Source organism: Hymenobacter gummosus, from assembly GCF_003970915.1.
Classification (GTDB): Bacteria; Bacteroidota; Bacteroidia; order Cytophagales; family Hymenobacteraceae; genus Solirubrum; species Solirubrum gummosum.
Genome location: NZ_RXOF01000003.1, coordinates 23,696 through 38,421, shown reverse-complemented (window position 1 = coordinate 38,421; position 14,726 = coordinate 23,696). Strand labels below are relative to the sequence as shown.

Annotated in this window: 13 protein-coding genes; 11 read left to right on the top strand and 2 right to left on the bottom strand. The window is 65.1% G+C overall.

The window, feature by feature from the left end:
- Positions 1-45: 45 nt before the first annotated feature.
- The 9 genes from EJV47_RS06265 to EJV47_RS06225 all read left to right on the top strand — a co-directional run bounded on the left by EJV47_RS06265 (position 46) and on the right by EJV47_RS06225 (position 9,160).
- Complete coding sequence (locus EJV47_RS06265; protein ID WP_126692300.1) at positions 46-2,292, top strand: ATP-binding protein; 2,247 nt, start codon at positions 46-48, stop codon at positions 2,290-2,292.
- 72 nt (positions 2,293-2,364) lie between these two features.
- Positions 2,365-3,483: a VWA domain-containing protein gene (locus tag EJV47_RS06260; RefSeq protein WP_126692299.1), complete on the top strand. Its 1,119-nt coding sequence runs from the start codon at positions 2,365-2,367 to the stop codon at positions 3,481-3,483.
- Positions 3,484-3,612: 129 nt separating this feature from the next.
- Positions 3,613-4,128, top strand: a complete 516-nt coding sequence (locus tag EJV47_RS06255; protein ID WP_126692298.1) for a hypothetical protein — start codon at positions 3,613-3,615, stop codon at positions 4,126-4,128.
- Positions 4,129-4,386: 258 nt separating this feature from the next.
- Complete coding sequence (locus EJV47_RS06250; RefSeq protein WP_126692297.1) at positions 4,387-4,593, top strand: Rossmann-fold NAD(P)-binding domain-containing protein; 207 nt, start codon at positions 4,387-4,389, stop codon at positions 4,591-4,593.
- A gap of 289 nt (positions 4,594-4,882) precedes the next feature.
- On the top strand, positions 4,883-5,149 hold the full coding sequence (locus EJV47_RS06245; protein WP_126692296.1) for an Imm51 family immunity protein: 267 nt from the start codon (positions 4,883-4,885) through the stop codon (positions 5,147-5,149).
- A gap of 75 nt (positions 5,150-5,224) precedes the next feature.
- Entirely contained in the window at positions 5,225-5,686 is a 462-nt protein-coding gene (locus tag EJV47_RS29115; RefSeq protein WP_424321752.1) for an RDD family protein, read from the top strand.
- Positions 5,687-5,792: 106 nt separating this feature from the next.
- Positions 5,793-6,323: a hypothetical protein gene (locus EJV47_RS06235; RefSeq protein ID WP_126692294.1), complete on the top strand. Its 531-nt coding sequence runs from the start codon at positions 5,793-5,795 to the stop codon at positions 6,321-6,323.
- 115 nt (positions 6,324-6,438) lie between these two features.
- Positions 6,439-8,433 carry an AAA domain-containing protein gene (locus tag EJV47_RS06230; protein WP_126692293.1) on the top strand — a complete coding sequence of 665 codons (1,995 nt, stop codon included), beginning with the start codon at positions 6,439-6,441 and terminating at the stop codon, positions 8,431-8,433.
- A gap of 214 nt (positions 8,434-8,647) precedes the next feature.
- Complete coding sequence (locus EJV47_RS06225; protein ID WP_126692292.1) at positions 8,648-9,160, top strand: FKBP-type peptidyl-prolyl cis-trans isomerase; 513 nt, start codon at positions 8,648-8,650, stop codon at positions 9,158-9,160.
- 88 nt (positions 9,161-9,248) lie between these two features.
- On the opposite strand, the gene EJV47_RS06220 is transcribed toward EJV47_RS06225, so the two are convergent.
- Both EJV47_RS06220 and EJV47_RS06215 read right to left on the bottom strand, forming a co-directional pair.
- On the bottom strand, positions 9,249-11,327 hold the full coding sequence (locus tag EJV47_RS06220; RefSeq protein WP_126692291.1) for a T9SS type A sorting domain-containing protein: 2,079 nt from the start codon (positions 11,325-11,327) through the stop codon (positions 9,249-9,251).
- Between the two features lie 28 nt (positions 11,328-11,355).
- Positions 11,356-12,105 carry a hypothetical protein gene (locus EJV47_RS06215; protein ID WP_126692290.1) on the bottom strand — a complete coding sequence of 250 codons (750 nt, stop codon included), beginning with the start codon at positions 12,103-12,105 and terminating at the stop codon, positions 11,356-11,358.
- Between the two features lie 558 nt (positions 12,106-12,663).
- Here EJV47_RS06215 and EJV47_RS06210 point away from each other — a divergent pair.
- Together EJV47_RS06210 and EJV47_RS06205 are read left to right on the top strand one after the other, a co-directional pair.
- The gene (locus EJV47_RS06210; protein WP_165903640.1) at positions 12,664-13,383 is read left to right on the top strand and encodes a carboxypeptidase-like regulatory domain-containing protein; all 720 of its coding nucleotides are present in this window, start codon (positions 12,664-12,666) and stop codon (positions 13,381-13,383) included.
- 279 nt (positions 13,384-13,662) lie between these two features.
- A complete protein-coding gene (locus EJV47_RS06205) occupies positions 13,663-14,712 on the top strand; it encodes a hypothetical protein (RefSeq protein WP_126692288.1) in 1,050 nt (349 codons plus the stop codon).
- The last annotated feature ends 14 nt before the right edge of the window (positions 14,713-14,726 follow it).

Genomic DNA, 14,726 nt, shown 5'->3' with positions numbered 1-14,726 from the left:
GTGTCCCGCCCGGCGGGGTTTCTTTTGTCATTAGCAGTTTTGTTTGTGCTTTCGTTGCGGTTCTGTCTGTTGTTTCTGCTGCTGGCGGTGGGCACCCTGCCGGGGCTGGCCCGCGGCAAGTACCGCTACTGGGCCGCCGACTACGACTCCCTGCGCCGGGTGCTCACGCGGCAGCGCGCTGATACGGCCCGCCTGCGGACGCTGGTGCACCTGCTCGACGTGACGGAGCTGACGGAAGCCCGCCGCCGCGCCGAGGCGCTGCCCTTGCTCGACGAGCTGCTGCAGCTAAATCAGCGCCAGCCCCGGCTGGCCGACGCGGCGGCTTACCGCCAGCTGCGCCGCGGCCTGGGCCTGTGGGTGCAGGGCACCGACGACGCGCAGGCCATGCGCCTCCTGCACCGGGCCGTGAGTTTGTTCGACTCCACCCGCCGGCCGATTCCGCGCCTGCTCATCGACCTGGCCCCGCTCTACAACCGCCTGCACCAGTCGGAGGAGCGGCGGCGCTACTTCCAGCGCAAGCTGGCCTACTACCAGCTGCACGGCCCGGCCGAAAACGCGGCGGCCTGCCACCTAGTGCTGGGCGGCTCCTACCGCCACCTGGGCGACTACAACCGCGCCATCAGCAGCTACCTGCGGGCGGCCGACTTGTTCCAGCACTTCGACCGCATGCTCTACACCAACGAGCTGATGGTGGCCGGCTACACCTACGCCGACTGGGGCAACTCGGAGCGGGCCCTGCACTACCTGCTGCAGGCTGCCGAGCTGGAAGACCGCCACCACCTCGAAGGGCTGCGGCGCTTTTTTACCCTGCGGGCCCTCTCGCAGCTCTACCAGCGGCAGGGCCAGCTGGCCGCCGCCGATAGGTACGCCGACCTGGCCCTGCAGGCCGCCCGCCGCGACTCGGCCGACCGGCCGCTGTACACCACCTACGCCCTGCTGCAGAAGGGGGCGGTGCTGGTGCAGCAGCGGCAGCTCGGGCGCGCCTACGGTCTGCTGCAGCGGGCCCAGCAGCTGTCCGATTCGCTGCACCTGTCCATTTCGGGCCGGCCCGGCGACTTTACCATCGACGAAACCTGGGCCCGCTACCATGCCGCCCGCGGCGACGTGGACCGGGCCGAGCAGCACTGGCTGCAGGCTTACCAGAAAGCCACCGCCAGCCGCTTCAACATGATGCGCCCCCGGCTGCTCAGGGAGCTGATTCGGCTGTACGACGCGCGGCAGCAGCCCGAGGAGTTCCGCCACTACACCCGCATCTACCTGGCCCTGACCGACTCCCTGGCCGAGGCGCAGAACACCTTCCACGTGGCCCAGTACGAGGGCGAGCGGGCCGAGCAGGCCCACGCCGCCCAGCTGGCCGGGCTGCGCGAGCAGCAGGCCGTGCAGGCCCTGCGCCTGCGGCAGCGCAACGGACTGCTGGCCCTGGCCCTGCTGACGGTGGCGGCCGTGTCGGGGCTGGGGGCGGTGCTGTACCGGCAGCTGCGCGTGAACCGGCAGACGCTGGCCGAGCTGCGCAAAGCCCAGAACCAGTTGGTGGCGGCCGAGAAATGGGCGTTTGTGGGGGAGGTGTCGGCCGGCATTGCCCACGAGCTGCAAAACCCGCTGCACTTCATGAAGCGCTTCGCCGAGGTCAGCACCACCATGCTCGACGGCATGCAGCCGGCCGCCGACGGCCACCGCGCCGACAACCTGCAGCAGGAAATCCTGGTCGGGCTCAAGCAGAACCTGCAGGAAATCAGCCAGCACGGCTTGCGGGCCTCGGCCATTATCCGCGACATGCTGGCGCATTCGCGCGCCGGCACCACGCACCGCCAGCTCACCGACCTCAATGCCCTGGTGCGCGAGCAGGCGCGCCTGGCCTACGAGGGGCTGCAGGCCCAGGACGTGCACTTTCACGCCACCCTCGCGCTCGAGTTGGAGGCCCAGCTGGCCCCGCTGAGCGTGGTGCCGCAGGATTTGGGCCGGGCCGTGCTGAACCTGCTCACCAACGCGTTTCAGGCCGTGCGCCAGCGCAGCCGCACGGCCGGTCCGGCTTACGCGCCGGCCGTGCACATCAGTACCCGGCGACTGGAGGGGCAGGTGGAAATCCGGGTGCGCGACAACGGCGTGGGCATGAACGCGGCGGTGCAGGCGCGCATCTTCCAGCCCTTCTTTACCACCAAAGCCGTGGGCGAGGGCACCGGTCTGGGCCTCTCGCTCAGCCACGACATTATCACCAAGGGCCACGGCGGCACGCTGCGGGTGCAGACGCGGGAGGGCGAGTTCACCGAGTTTATCATCACGCTGCCCGCCTAGCGCCGGGGCCGGGAAACGCCCGCGCCGGCCTATATTGCCGCCCGCTCGTCGCCCCGCCTAACCCGCCCCGCCATGCCCACTGACCACGCCGCCCGCTGGAAGCTCGTGCTCGGCGCCGCCGCCGATGCTGACAATTCGGTTCCTCTCTCGCCCGACTACGGCCGCATGGACGAGGTATTGACGGCTCTCTACGACCAGCCCCCGGAGCGCCGCGGCGGCCTGGGCGGCTCGGCCCCCAAAGTCAGCCGCTGGCTGGGCGACATCCGCCAGTATTTCCCCTCCTCGGTGGTGGCCGTGATGCAGAAGGACGCCATGGAGCGGCTAGGCCTGCACCAGCTGCTCACCGAGCCCGAAATCCTGCGCACCGTGCAGCCCGACGTGCATCTGGTGGGCCTGCTCATGTCCCTGGGCCGGGTGATGCCGGCCAAGGCCAAGCACACGGCCCGCGAAGTGGTGCGCCGGGTGGTGCAGGACCTCGAAAAGCGCCTGGCCCAGCCGCTGCGCCAGGCCGTGCAGGGCGCCCTGAGCCGGGCCGTGCGCAACCCGCGCCCCCGCTTCGCCGAAATCAACTGGGCGGCCACCATCCGGGCCAACCTCAAGCACTACCAGCCCGCGCACCGCACCATCATTCCCGAGAAGCTGGTGGGCTACGGCCGGCGCGGGCAGGCGCTCAAGGAAATCGTGCTGTGCCTGGACCAGAGCGGCTCCATGGCGGCCTCGGTGGTGTACGCGGGCGTGTTCGGGGCGGTGCTGGCCTCGCTCAAGGCCGTGCGCACCCACATGGTGGTGTTCGATACCGCGGTGGTCAACCTGTCCGAGGATCTGCAGGACCCGGTGGACCTCTTGTTCGGCGTGCAGCTGGGCGGCGGCACCGATATCAACCTGGCCCTCACGTATTGCCAGCAGCTCATTACGCGCCCCACCGATACCATCCTGGTGCTGGTGAGCGACTTGTACGAGGGCGGCAACCCGGCCGAAATGATCAAGCGCGCCGCGGCCCTCAAAGCCGCGGGCGTGACCATGGTGGCCCTGCTGGCCCTGAGCGACGAGGGCGCCCCGAGCTTCGATAGGAGTGTGGCCGAAAAGCTGGCCGCGCTGGGCATTCCGTCGTTTGCCTGCACGCCGGATAAGTTTCCGGCCCTGATGGCGGCCGCCATTCAGGGCCAGGACATGACGAAGGTGGTGCAGTAGCCGGCCGACAGCCGCGCCAACTGCCGGGCGGCCAACCTTGCCCGCCCGACCGGCGTAGGCCCAGAACCTACCGACGAGCTGCGGGCGGCGCCGCAGCCCCTGGCAGATACTGGTCGGGGCCGCGCCGCTATGCTTACCCGCCAATCCCTGCTGCTCTGGTGGGGCCTCACCGTTACGGTGGCCTACCTCATCACCCAATACATCGGCAACACGATGGAAAAAGGCCACGCGGCCGTGCTCTGGACCTGGGGCGTGGCCATGGCCATTCCGGTGCTGCTAACCGTGCTGCTGGGCCGCCGCGCCAACGCGCTGATCTGGGTGTGGGCCATTATCACGGTGCTGGCTACCCTGCAAAACGTGTGGGTGCACCTGACGCAGGCCAAAACCCTGATGCCGCTGAGCTACCACACGCTCTGGTTTGCCTTCGGGGCCGCGGGCTTCGGCTACACCGCCGCCGTGGTCGACGGGGCGCCGCGTAAGCGCCTGTACGCCGTGGCGGCCGCGCTGCACGTGGTCGGGGCCGTTATTACGCTCATCGACAAGGATTTGATGAAGGGCTACGAGTACGTGGTGCTGGCCCTGATTCAGGGCGTGCCCATGCTGCTGGACCTGCCCCTGCGCCGCCGGGCCGGCCACGCGGACTAAGCAGCTGGAGCCGCCGGCCAAGTCGGAGTAGGGCCGCTGCCGGGCTGCTACTTTTGCGCCGGCCCGCGGCTTTCCACCCACCGGCCCGGCCGCCAGCCATGCATCAGCCCATTCCCACCTACCGCCTCGACAGCTTCGCCGCTTCCACGGAGGCGCCGGGCGTGTATTTCAGCCAACCGCGTCTACACCTTCACCAACGCGGAAGCCTACAGCTTCCACGACGTCGCCGCGGCCCTTACGGAGCTGTCGGGCCGCCCGGTGCGCTACACCGACGTGGAGCCCGCGGCCTTCCTGACCCAGCTGCGGGCCCGCGGCCTGCCGGAGTTTGTGGCCAACCTCTCGCTGGGCTTCATGACCGATATCAAGCACGGGCAGGAAAGCGCCGTAACGCCGGAGCTGGCCGAGGTGCTGGGCCGCCAGCCGGCCTCGCTCAAGGAGGGGCTGCGGGAGCTGATGGGACTGTAGAATCGTCGCGCTGTCAGCGCAGCAGCCTTTCGAGATTCGGACTGGCCACCCGCCCGGTGCAAGCAGGCCGGGCGGGTGGCCGTTTGTTTGGCTGCCCTACTGCCTACATTTGGCTTGTATCTTCCGGGCAGGTTGTGCGTCAGTGAGAAAATTGCTTACGTTTTTGGGGCTTCTGTTGGCTCTGGTCCAGTGCCAGCCCAAACCAGCGGACACGTATCCGTTTAAAGCGGCGCCGACTGCGGCTGATTCACCGTGGGCGCCCCGCTACCGCTTTATTATCATGGCCGATGTGGCGCAGCTGCCAGCCTACTACGAGCTATTCGAGCGGTACGGCTACGGCGGCAACGGTCCGTGCTGGGCCGAGCACATCCGCTACCTGCTGGCGCAGCAGGCGCCCGAGCTGCTGACGAGCCAGCACCTTTTCTTCAACGAGGAAGGCGACACATTCTACGTCCACGCCGACACGCAGGCAACCGTTGCGCGCTTTATGCAGGTGGTCCGGCCCGTGTTTGGCAGCCCGGCCGCGCTTGAGCGTTACCTGAAGCAGGCCGACTGAATAAGGACGGATTATTTCCCGAGGCATCAGCTGCATCTTTGGCGCATCAACATCAACCCTGTTTTGTGACTCAGCGTGGCAGCCAGTACAGATTACAATTCTCCAGCTAGCTCCGGCAGCACCCCGCCCGGTAGTGGCCGGCGGCTGGCTTCGATGTTGCTCGACCACTGGATTATGTGCCTGCTACTGGTTGGGCCGGCCGCATCTTTTATGCTGGCTCATTGGCAGGCAACTACTTTCGAAGCCGAGCAGCCGGATATTGTAGCCATTTTGTTGGGGCTGGGCTTCATGTTGCTCTACATGCTCAAGGACAGTTTTCGGGGGCAAAGTCTAGCCAAACGGGTACTCCGGCTGCGAGTCGTTGATAGGCGAGAGGGCAGGCCTGCGTCGGTGCTGCGCTGTTTTGTCAGAAACCTGACCATTTGGATCTGGCCGGTTGAGGTATTGTTTGCGTTTTTCAACCCGAGCCGCCGGCTGGGCGACTTTATAGCCGGTACCAGAGTGGAACACTTAGGGGGTACGTCAACCGCTAACTGAGCTTACGACTGGTCAGGGAGAGTACCGTTGGCACTGAGCGGGGCAGTCGATATTGTGGAATAGTCGCTGGAGTCGCATCACGTATCCAGTGACCAGCGGGCTGCTTATGTCAATTTCCTGCCGAATACTTGCACTACTTGGGCTCTGCGGCTGGAGCGTCGCGGTGGCGGCCCAATCCGTTTCGCCGGGCCGCCCGCGCTACCGCGCCGCTTACCGCCTCATTCGCCGTACCCCGGAGTTTCGCGAATTCACCGGCCGGCAGCCGCGAGTGGCTGTGTACGATTCCTTGATTCGGGCTGACCGAACGGCATTTGCCGCTGAGCTGCTTTTTCCCCGCCCGCTTTCGGCGTGGCGGCTGGATTCCTTGGCGCAAGTGGATCAGGCACAGCCCCCGGCGCGATTTGCCGCCGCGGTGGCTCGTTTAACCAACGTCAGCCCGCTGCCTAAGGGCACGTTTATCGTGGCTTTTGCGCCAGTCAGCGCCGACTGCCTATTTACGGAGGTTTCTTACAACCAATACGGTCCGAACCGGTTCAGCCGCACCCCGACGTTCGGCCAAACCTTGCTGTACCTGATTTACTTCGGCCCCAAGCACCGGCCCAGCCGGGTACATACGCACATGGCTGCCTACAACTGAGCCCTGCGCATCACTGCACGACGATTCCGCATTTCTCCCCGACCTTCGGCCGCACGTTTGCCGTTCAACGCTTGTTGTCCCGGTTTACTACCTAGCATTCAGAAGCCCGAAGAAGTTGGCCGAAACCGCCCCCCACCTACCCGCTGACTCCGTTTACGAAGAACTCCGCCGCGTCCAGGCTTTGCTGAAGCTGGAGCAACAGGAGGATCTGGAGCAATACCGCCTGCGCAACGCCAAGAGTACCATTTCGGAGCGCGTGAGCCGCGGCCTGACCTGGTACCCCGTCAACATCACCAAGGAAGACATCGGCTTCGGCGGCAAGCTGGTGCTGGAGCTGGAGCGCCCCGCCGGCCAGAGCCAGCAGTTGCACCTGTTTCAGGTCGGCAAGAACGCCGCCCTGTTCGGCAACGTGCCCGGCCGCGCCGGCTCCGACAAGCCCACCCTGTCGGGCGTGGTGACGTCGGTGCGGCGCAACAAGATTACGCTGGCCACCAACAAGGAAGACCTGCCCGACTGGATTGACGAGGGCAAGCTCGGCATTGATTTGACCTTCGACGAGGTCAGCTACCGCGAGATGGAGTACGCCCTGCAGAAGGTGCAGGGTGCCTTTGGCCGCCTGCAGGAGCTGCGCGACACCCTGCTGGGCCACCGCCCGGCCGAGTTCAAGTCGGAGGCGCAGACGGAGAAACTGTACTACCCCAACCCGCTCAACGCCTCCCAGCTGGCGGCCGTGCAGCAGGTGCTGGCCGCCAAGGACGTGGCCATCATCCACGGCCCGCCCGGCACCGGCAAAACGACTACCCTGGTGCAGGCCATCCTCGAAACCATCCGCCGGGAGCGGCGGGTGCTGGTGTGCGCGCCGAGCAACACGGCCGTGGACCTGCTCACCGAAAAGCTGGCCGAGCGCGGCGTCAACGTCATCCGCATGGGCAACCCCTCGCGGGTGTCGGACCTCTTGCTGGAGCACACGCTCGACGCGCAGATTATGACCCACAAGCACTACCCGGAGCTGAAGTCCTTGCGCCAGACGGCCGAACAGTACCGCGAGGAAGCGGGCAAGTTCAAGCGCCACTTCGGCTGGGAAGAGCGGCAGCAGCGCCAGCACCTCAAGGAGCAGGCCCACCAGATGCTGCAGGAGTCCGATCAGCTCGAAAAGTACATCACCGAGGATTTGCTCGACAAGGTGCAGGTCATTACCTGCACGCTGGTGGGGGCCGCCAACCGCGCCATCCGCCACCTCACCTACGAGACGGTGTTTATCGACGAGGCGGCCCAGGCCCTGGAGCCGGGCTGCTGGATTCCCATCACCAAGGCCGAGCGCGTGGTGCTGGCCGGCGACCATTGCCAGCTGCCGCCCACCGTCAAGAGCGAGAAAGCGGCCGCCCAGGGCCTGCGCGAGACCTTGTTCGAGAAGTGCATCACCCGCCAGCCCGCCACCGCCCGGATGCTGGAGGTGCAGTACCGCATGCACGAGGACATCATGCGCTTCTCCTCCGACCAGTTCTACCAGGGCCTCCTACAGGCCGATGAGCGCGTGCGCCGCGCCGATTTGCACGCCTTTGATTTGCGCTTCCCGCCCGAGCCCGGCGCGGTGGAGTTTATCGACACGGCCGGCTGCGGCTTTTCCGAGCTGGGCATCCTCGACTCGCCCTCGGTGGCCAACCCCGAGGAAGCCGACCTGCTGCTGCGCCGCCTGGTGGAGCTGCTGCAGGACTACCACCCCGACGACCACGAGCAGCAGCCGCTCAGCATCGGCATCATCGCCCCGTACCGCGCCCAGATCAACTACCTCAAGGACCGCGTGGACGAGATACCCGAGCTGCTGGCGCTGCAGAACCGACGGCAGCTCAGCATCGGCACCGTCGACTCCTTCCAGGGCCAGGAGCGCGACATCATTGCCATTACGCTCACCCGCTCCAACGCCGCCTCCGACATCGGCTTCCTGGCCGACATCCGCCGCATGAACGTGGGCATGACCCGCGCCCGCCGCAAGCTGCTGATGACCGGCGACTCGGCCACGCTCAGCGTCAACCAGTTCTACCGCGAGTTCGTGAACTACGTGGAGGACATCGGCGCGTACCGCACGGCCTGGGAGTTTCAGGATTTGTAGGCAGTGGCATAAGCTTCAGCTTGTGCTGGCGCGGTACGCGTCAGGGCGCAGCTGCACCAGGCCGGGCCATATTCCGGCGCCCTGTTGGCGCGGTTTCGCCTTGCGGCCACGGGCCGCAGCACAAGCTGAAGCTTATGCCACTTCCCGAACAAACCCGGGCCCGCCGCGTTATTTTCCCTTACTTGCCATTGTTTTCCTTATTCCCTCCCCAGCCATGCAGATTGCTGACCACAAGGTTGTGACCTTGACCTACGACTTGAGCGTAACCAACGACGAGCAGGAAAAGCAGCTTGTCGAAAAGGCCGAAGCCGATTCGCCGATGGTATTCCTGTTCGGCATGAGCGGGCTGCCCGAAGAATTCGAGGACCAGCTCAAGGGCAAGCAGCCCGGCGACGCATTCAGCTTCTCGCTCACGCCCGAGCAGGGCTACGGCGAATACGACCAGGACGCCCTCGTGGACCTGCCCAAGCAGGTGTTCGAAGTCGACGGCAACGTCGACGCCGAAATGCTGCAGGTGGGCAACTACCTGCCCATGTCCGATAACCACGGCAACCACCTGCAGGGCAAGGTGGTGTACGTGGGCAACGACACCGTGAAAATGGACTTCAACCACCCGCTGGCCGGTATGACCATGCACTTCGAGGGCAAAGTGGTGGACGTGCGCGACGCTTCCCAGGAGGAGCTGGACCACGGCCACGTGCACGGCGAAGGCGGCCATCACCACTAGGCCGCAGCATCGTGCAGCAACAAAAAAACGGGGCCTCGCCAGGCCCCGTTTTTTATGGTTGAGCAGTCGGCTCCCGTTTGGATGCCAATTAGTGCACAACCAACACCTTTTTAGTTGCAGAATGCTCCGCCGTTTTGCAAACCGCGAAATATACCCCGTTGGGTAAATCGAGTGTTGAAACCTCCTGTTGATAGAATCCGGGCCTAACCTCTTGCCAGGCATTCAGATTCTTTACCAGTTGCCCCAACGCATTGCGCAACTCGGCCTCGACGGGGCCGGCTGCGGCGGTAGTCACCTGCAGCCGCAGCATCTCGTGGGCTGGGTTCGGGAATATGTCCACCTGCGGCGCCGAGGCTGGCGCCGACGCCGGGCTGGCGGCTACGGCCGATGGACGAGTTAGCACTGCGGCCGCAGGATAACGGCTGCCGTTGCACACGGCGCCTACCTCGGCGGCGCTGGCCTGGGGCAGTACGCCGCAAGCCGCGGTAGGCAGAGCGGCAAAGCCCGTGACTTGTCGCCCGGCAACCGGGTAACGGGCCACCAACAACACGTTCTGTTGCGTAGGCGAAGCGTTGCGGGGCCGCAGATTCACCATTATTTTAAGGTAGTTGCCCTTGACCACAAAATCATTGGCCGGGTCGAGATTACGGCTGGAAGACTGGAGGCTGAAAATGGTGTTTTTGATGCAGGCCGCATCCACGTACTCCGTGCGAAAGGCGTACGTGTCGGGCCCGCCCGGATTGGATACCACTCCTTCGTAATAGGTATAATCGCCCCCGGCTCCTATTGGGCTGGAGCCTTCGACCACCAGCGCCACCTTGAAATCCTGCACGTCCAGCTTGGCGGCGGGATTTATTACGTATTTGATATCCTGGGTCAGGCGGCTGGTGCGTTCGGAAATAAGCTCGCGGTTCGGCCCCGTGTACAGGCGTGATTTTACATCCAGCACCGGGCGCGTCAAAATGCTCAGCACGCCCATTCCTTCGTTGTAGTACGGTACGTTCTCGGGCAGGGTCGAGGCCAGCCGGTTACCCGGGTTGTGAAAAGGCACCGTGACGTACAGGGTAGGCGCGGTAATCTTGCCGGTAATTTTGGTCGTCATTTCGATGGTCATCGGCTGCAGGCTCATGGCCGGAGCCGGGTCGGCCTTGCCGCCGGTCAGCAAGTAATCCAGCATGCTGACGGCCGCCCCGAGGTAGGGCAGGGCCGCCAGGCCCTGCTGCAGAAACCCGGGCGCCTTCAGATCATTGCCCAGGTTGTCCACCGCCCCGGCTTTGCCGGGATTGTCGCGCTTGAGCTTGCCGGTAAACTTGTCGATGCTTTCGTAGGACTTGCCGCCGGCCGACAACACGCCGGTGATTTTCCGCATGATTGGAATGCCCTTGTCGAAATCACCCTTAGTGCTGCTGCTGCCGCCCCCGGCCGTAGCGATGGTGCCCTGCGAAACACCAGTCAGATTCACGTCGGCTTCCGAAATTAAGTTCACTTCGACCCGCAAGCGCGAATCGAACAGGCAGACGCAGGGGTCGTAATCCATGGGGAAATCGGCTACAAACCACTTACCCGCGTCGCTGAGGTAACGCGATACGGCGACAAATTCCACGTTCTCACCCGGCGGTAGGTCTTCCAGCGCCGTGCCCAGGGAGTACACCCGGTTGAGGGTAGCGGATTTGTGAGCCCCTGCTGTGCTAAATGTCAGCTTTACCTCCGCCAACTGATGCGCAGCCTTCACATCGCCGCAGGCCACGAACACCCGCAGCACGCCGGTGAAGCGGTTGTAGAGGAGCACGGTGGGGTTGCGCGTATTGGCCGGGTTGCCGTTGTCGTCAAAGCCCAGGTCGCGGCGCACCAGCTCCCAGCCATCGGCGGGCACGTCGTTCTTGCCCTGAAAACGCTCCATGTTCACGTTCAGCGGCTGCTGCCAGGGCAGCTCAATGTAGGGCTGCCCGATGACCGGGGCGTTGAGCGTGTAGCGCCGACCGTTGTACAAAGTCGGCTGGTAATCGCCGAAGTACCAGTTGAAGCTGTTCGGGACGCCACCGGGGTTGGTGGCGGGGCCGCTGGGGTCGGTGACGATACCGACGGGCGGGCATGGAGCCTGCTGGGCAAAGGCCTGCGGCATGCACAGGAGGGCTAGCCCTACTGTAGCGAGTAGGTTTTTACGCATAAGAAATATGATGAAGAGATGAAAGACCTTAGCGCACGCGTCGGCCTAGAAAAACCTTGTCGATAATTTGGGGTAGTACTGTAGCACGATACTGGATACGGATACTGTCGCGCGTAGTCAGAACCGCCCGGGCGGAGGTACCGAGACAACCACCGCTGGTTGCATTCGCTCCCCGCCAATCGATGCCAACCTCGAAATACGGCGTGGCGCAGCCTTTGGGCAGGCCGCTCAGGTAAGGCATGAGTGGCGCCCCCGGATGGTTGGGAAAATCAAAATTTGGCCCCAAGTATATGCTCACGGTGAACGTGTCACGGGGCGTGTCGGTGTTTGCGCCCAGGAATTTGCCGAATACGGCCGGCCGGTACTGCTGTAGGTCGCGGGGTACGAAGGTGAACACGCGCGTGAGCGTGTCCACCCCGTCGTCGCCGGGGCAGTGCGGGTTGGGCGGGCGGCGGGCAATCAGGCGCACGGGCAAGGGACCGGTGAACGTGCGGTCGAACGAGAGGCCGAAAGTGCGCGTGTCGCGCGTGGTGGCCGGGCCCACCAGCCACTGCCAGGCCGTGTACGGGGCGCCGGGTCCGGCAAAGCCCACCGGGCCGCCGGTGTAAAGGGTATCGAGCGCGGCCGCACCGAAGGCCTCGGTGACCGTGAAGCGCAGCGGGTTGCGGTCGGCGGCCGAGCAGGGCGCCGGCGCGGGCGGCGCCGGGTCACGGCAGGCTTGCAGGCTCACGAGCAGGCCCAGCGGCCAAACCCAGCGCATCAACGGAATCGTATTCATAGCAACCAGAGATGAGGCCAGCTCCCGATTCGGGAATGGCGTGGTTAACACGTGACTTCCGGAAATGGAAGCCACCACTCAACGTTGCAATAGGTAGGTAGGGTAAGCGGGGCGAAGTAGGGCAAACATTAAAAAAAAAAAATCAAAACTTCCAACCGTTCCTGCGTTTTCATTTATGATGTCCGGCCTCAGCACCCTAACCCCAGCCGACGGCCTGGGCTCATGCAGCGGCCTCGGCAGCTCCAGCCGGACCCAGTGCGCATCAGAAGTATATTAATACAGTACTGCTGCGGTAGCCAGGCCTCAAGTCCGCGCCTATCCGGATGGCCATCAGCCCTTGACAAACCACCTATCAATATCTTTCGCCCAGCCAATGGCCGATTCGGTCGCGCCGCAGCTCCCGCCCGGCCCCGTCCCCGGCTAAGTCGGCGGTGCGTGCCGGCCCCGGGGCAAACCGGCCAGCACACTTTGTGCCGATGGTTCGCGCTGATTTGTGGCTCCGTACAACCGTCCCGGCGGCCGGTGCATCTAAGTCTTGTCTTCCCCAAACCCGTCCTTATGCCCCTTACTTCCTTCCCGCACCGCTTCGTTCATTTTCTGCTGGCTTTATTGCTGCTGCCGGCCCTGGCGCTGGCCCAGCGCACTGTCAGCGGCCGCGTAACGGCCCAGGCCACCAAAGAAGCCCTGCCCCAGGTTACGGTGCGGGTGGAGGGCCAGCCGGGCGGCGTGGTCACCGATAAAAACGGCCGCTTCTCGCTCACCTTGCCCGGCAACGAAGCCCAGCTGACGTTTTCGCACCTGGGCTACCAGCCGCTGATGGTGCCCGCCGCCCAGCTCGGGGCCGAAGTCAGCCTGGCGGAGCAGCGCTACCTCATCGGGGAAGTGCAGGTCAGCTACGTGCAGCTGCAAAAGCTGCTGCTGCGCCAGTGGCGCATCGCGCCCGCCTCGCTCGACGACGCGGCCCGGCTCATCACCGCCCGCGCGCAGGCCCGCGACCCGAAAAAAGCCGCCACCCTGGCCCAGAACCCCGACGCGGTGCGCAAGGTGATGGAAATGGCCCGCTACGAGTTCCGCGCAAACGGGGTGGTCAAGACCAAGCTGCTGGTGGCCGGCCACAAGCTGCGCTGGCAACTCGACGAAGACACCCGCACCCTCACCGTCATCGACGAGGAGGGCGGGGAGCGGAAAATCGGCGTGGTGGAGCTGACGTCCGAACGCCTGGTGCTCAAACACGCCGAAGCCAACGCCCCCGAAATAGCCTACGTGCCGGCCGATTGAGCCCGCCCGGGCCGGCCACTCAGAGTTGATTAACCGCAAACGGGGCCCTGTTTTTGGGTATTGGGAAGACGGCTGTTAGCCGTGCCAGCTGACCAGCAGGGAGTACACGGGTTGGACGACGAATGCAGGCATCGGGGCGAAATAGCGGGTAAGCCGGCCAGAATGGGCAACCCGGCCCGTAGTCCGGGCCGGCCGCGGAAAGTAGCGGCCGCCCGCAGCGCCGCTGCCACCGCTGTGGTCAATTAACTGTAACTTGCTCGGCCACTTTCATTTGTTCTTATGAAGCTTCCTCTACTAGCATTTCTGTCCTTACCCTTGTCGGTGGTGGCGCAGTACCGGCCCAGCTACACGCCCGCGCCGCCGCGCATCGGCCCCAGCCCCATGCAGATGCAGCAACAGAGCCAGCAGCTGGCGCGGCAGAATTTTCAGCGGCAGCAGGCCCAGCAGATGCAGATGATGCAGCAGCAGATGATGCGCAATCAGCAGCAGCAGGCGCTGCGCAGCCAAGCGCAGATGCAGCGGCAGATGCAGCAGCAACTGCTGTGGATGCGCCTGCGCAATGGCCAGCAGGCAGCCGAGGACAAGCAGCGGCAGGAGCAGGCCGAGCAGCAGGCCAACGAGCAGATTGCCCAGCTGGCGCAGGAGCAGCAGCGCAAACGGCTGGCCCAGCCCGCGCAGGATGCCCAGCAGGCCGCAGCCCAGCAGCGCGAAGATGCCCGGCAGCTCACCCGCCTCACCGTGAAAAGCTACCAGGAGGTGTTTCTGCGGGGAGCAGTAACGGACGCCCTGCAAACCATGGCCTTGTCCCCAGCTGCCCAGGAGCAGGTGCAGCGCATCAGCGAAGAGCTGCGCGACGGCGCGTGGTGGAGTCAGCAGGACCCGGCCCAGGCGCAGGCCCAGGTGGCCGCCCACAGCGCTACGCTGACCAACCTGACCAGCACCCTGCTCGGGTACGATATTGCCACAACCCCGCCGGCCGTGGCAGCGCCCTCGGCAAGCCGGCTGAGCGAAGGGCTGGCCAACGACGAATTCGACCGCGGCGAAGCCGCCCGGCTCCTGAACGATGCCGCGTTGGCGGAGCGCATCACTGCCGGCGCCGGGCTGGCCCGGGCCGTGCGGGCCCTGCAACAGCTGGCTGCCCCGGCGGGGCCGCCCGATAGCAAGAAGCTGCGCACCGAGGTGAAGGCCAGCCTGCGGCAAGTCAACCAGGAGCTGCAGCGCTACCACGCCCGCGTGGGCACGACGGGCAAGTTGTCGGCCGCCCAGAAGGCCATCGTGCAGGCCACCGACGAGTACCTGGCCAAAACCAAGGGCGACACCGGCAAGTAACAAGGTAGCCGGGG

Excerpts from the sequence above, each read along its gene's own strand:
- EJV47_RS06260 (WP_126692299.1), top strand. The coding sequence starts at position 2,365 with ATGCCCACTGACCACGCCGCCCGCTGGAAGCTCGTGCTCGGCGCCGCC.
- EJV47_RS06255 (WP_126692298.1), top strand. The coding sequence starts at position 3,613 with ATGCTTACCCGCCAATCCCTGCTGCTCTGGTGGGGCCTCACCGTTACG.
- EJV47_RS06235 (WP_126692294.1), top strand. The coding sequence starts at position 5,793 with ATGTCAATTTCCTGCCGAATACTTGCACTACTTGGGCTCTGCGGCTGG.
- EJV47_RS06225 (WP_126692292.1), top strand. The coding sequence starts at position 8,648 with ATGCAGATTGCTGACCACAAGGTTGTGACCTTGACCTACGACTTGAGC.
- EJV47_RS06220 (WP_126692291.1), bottom strand. The coding sequence starts at position 11,327 with ATGCGTAAAAACCTACTCGCTACAGTAGGGCTAGCCCTCCTGTGCATG.
- EJV47_RS06215 (WP_126692290.1), bottom strand. The coding sequence starts at position 12,105 with ATGAATACGATTCCGTTGATGCGCTGGGTTTGGCCGCTGGGCCTGCTC.
- EJV47_RS06210 (WP_165903640.1), top strand. The coding sequence starts at position 12,664 with ATGCCCCTTACTTCCTTCCCGCACCGCTTCGTTCATTTTCTGCTGGCT.
- EJV47_RS06205 (WP_126692288.1), top strand. The coding sequence starts at position 13,663 with ATGAAGCTTCCTCTACTAGCATTTCTGTCCTTACCCTTGTCGGTGGTG.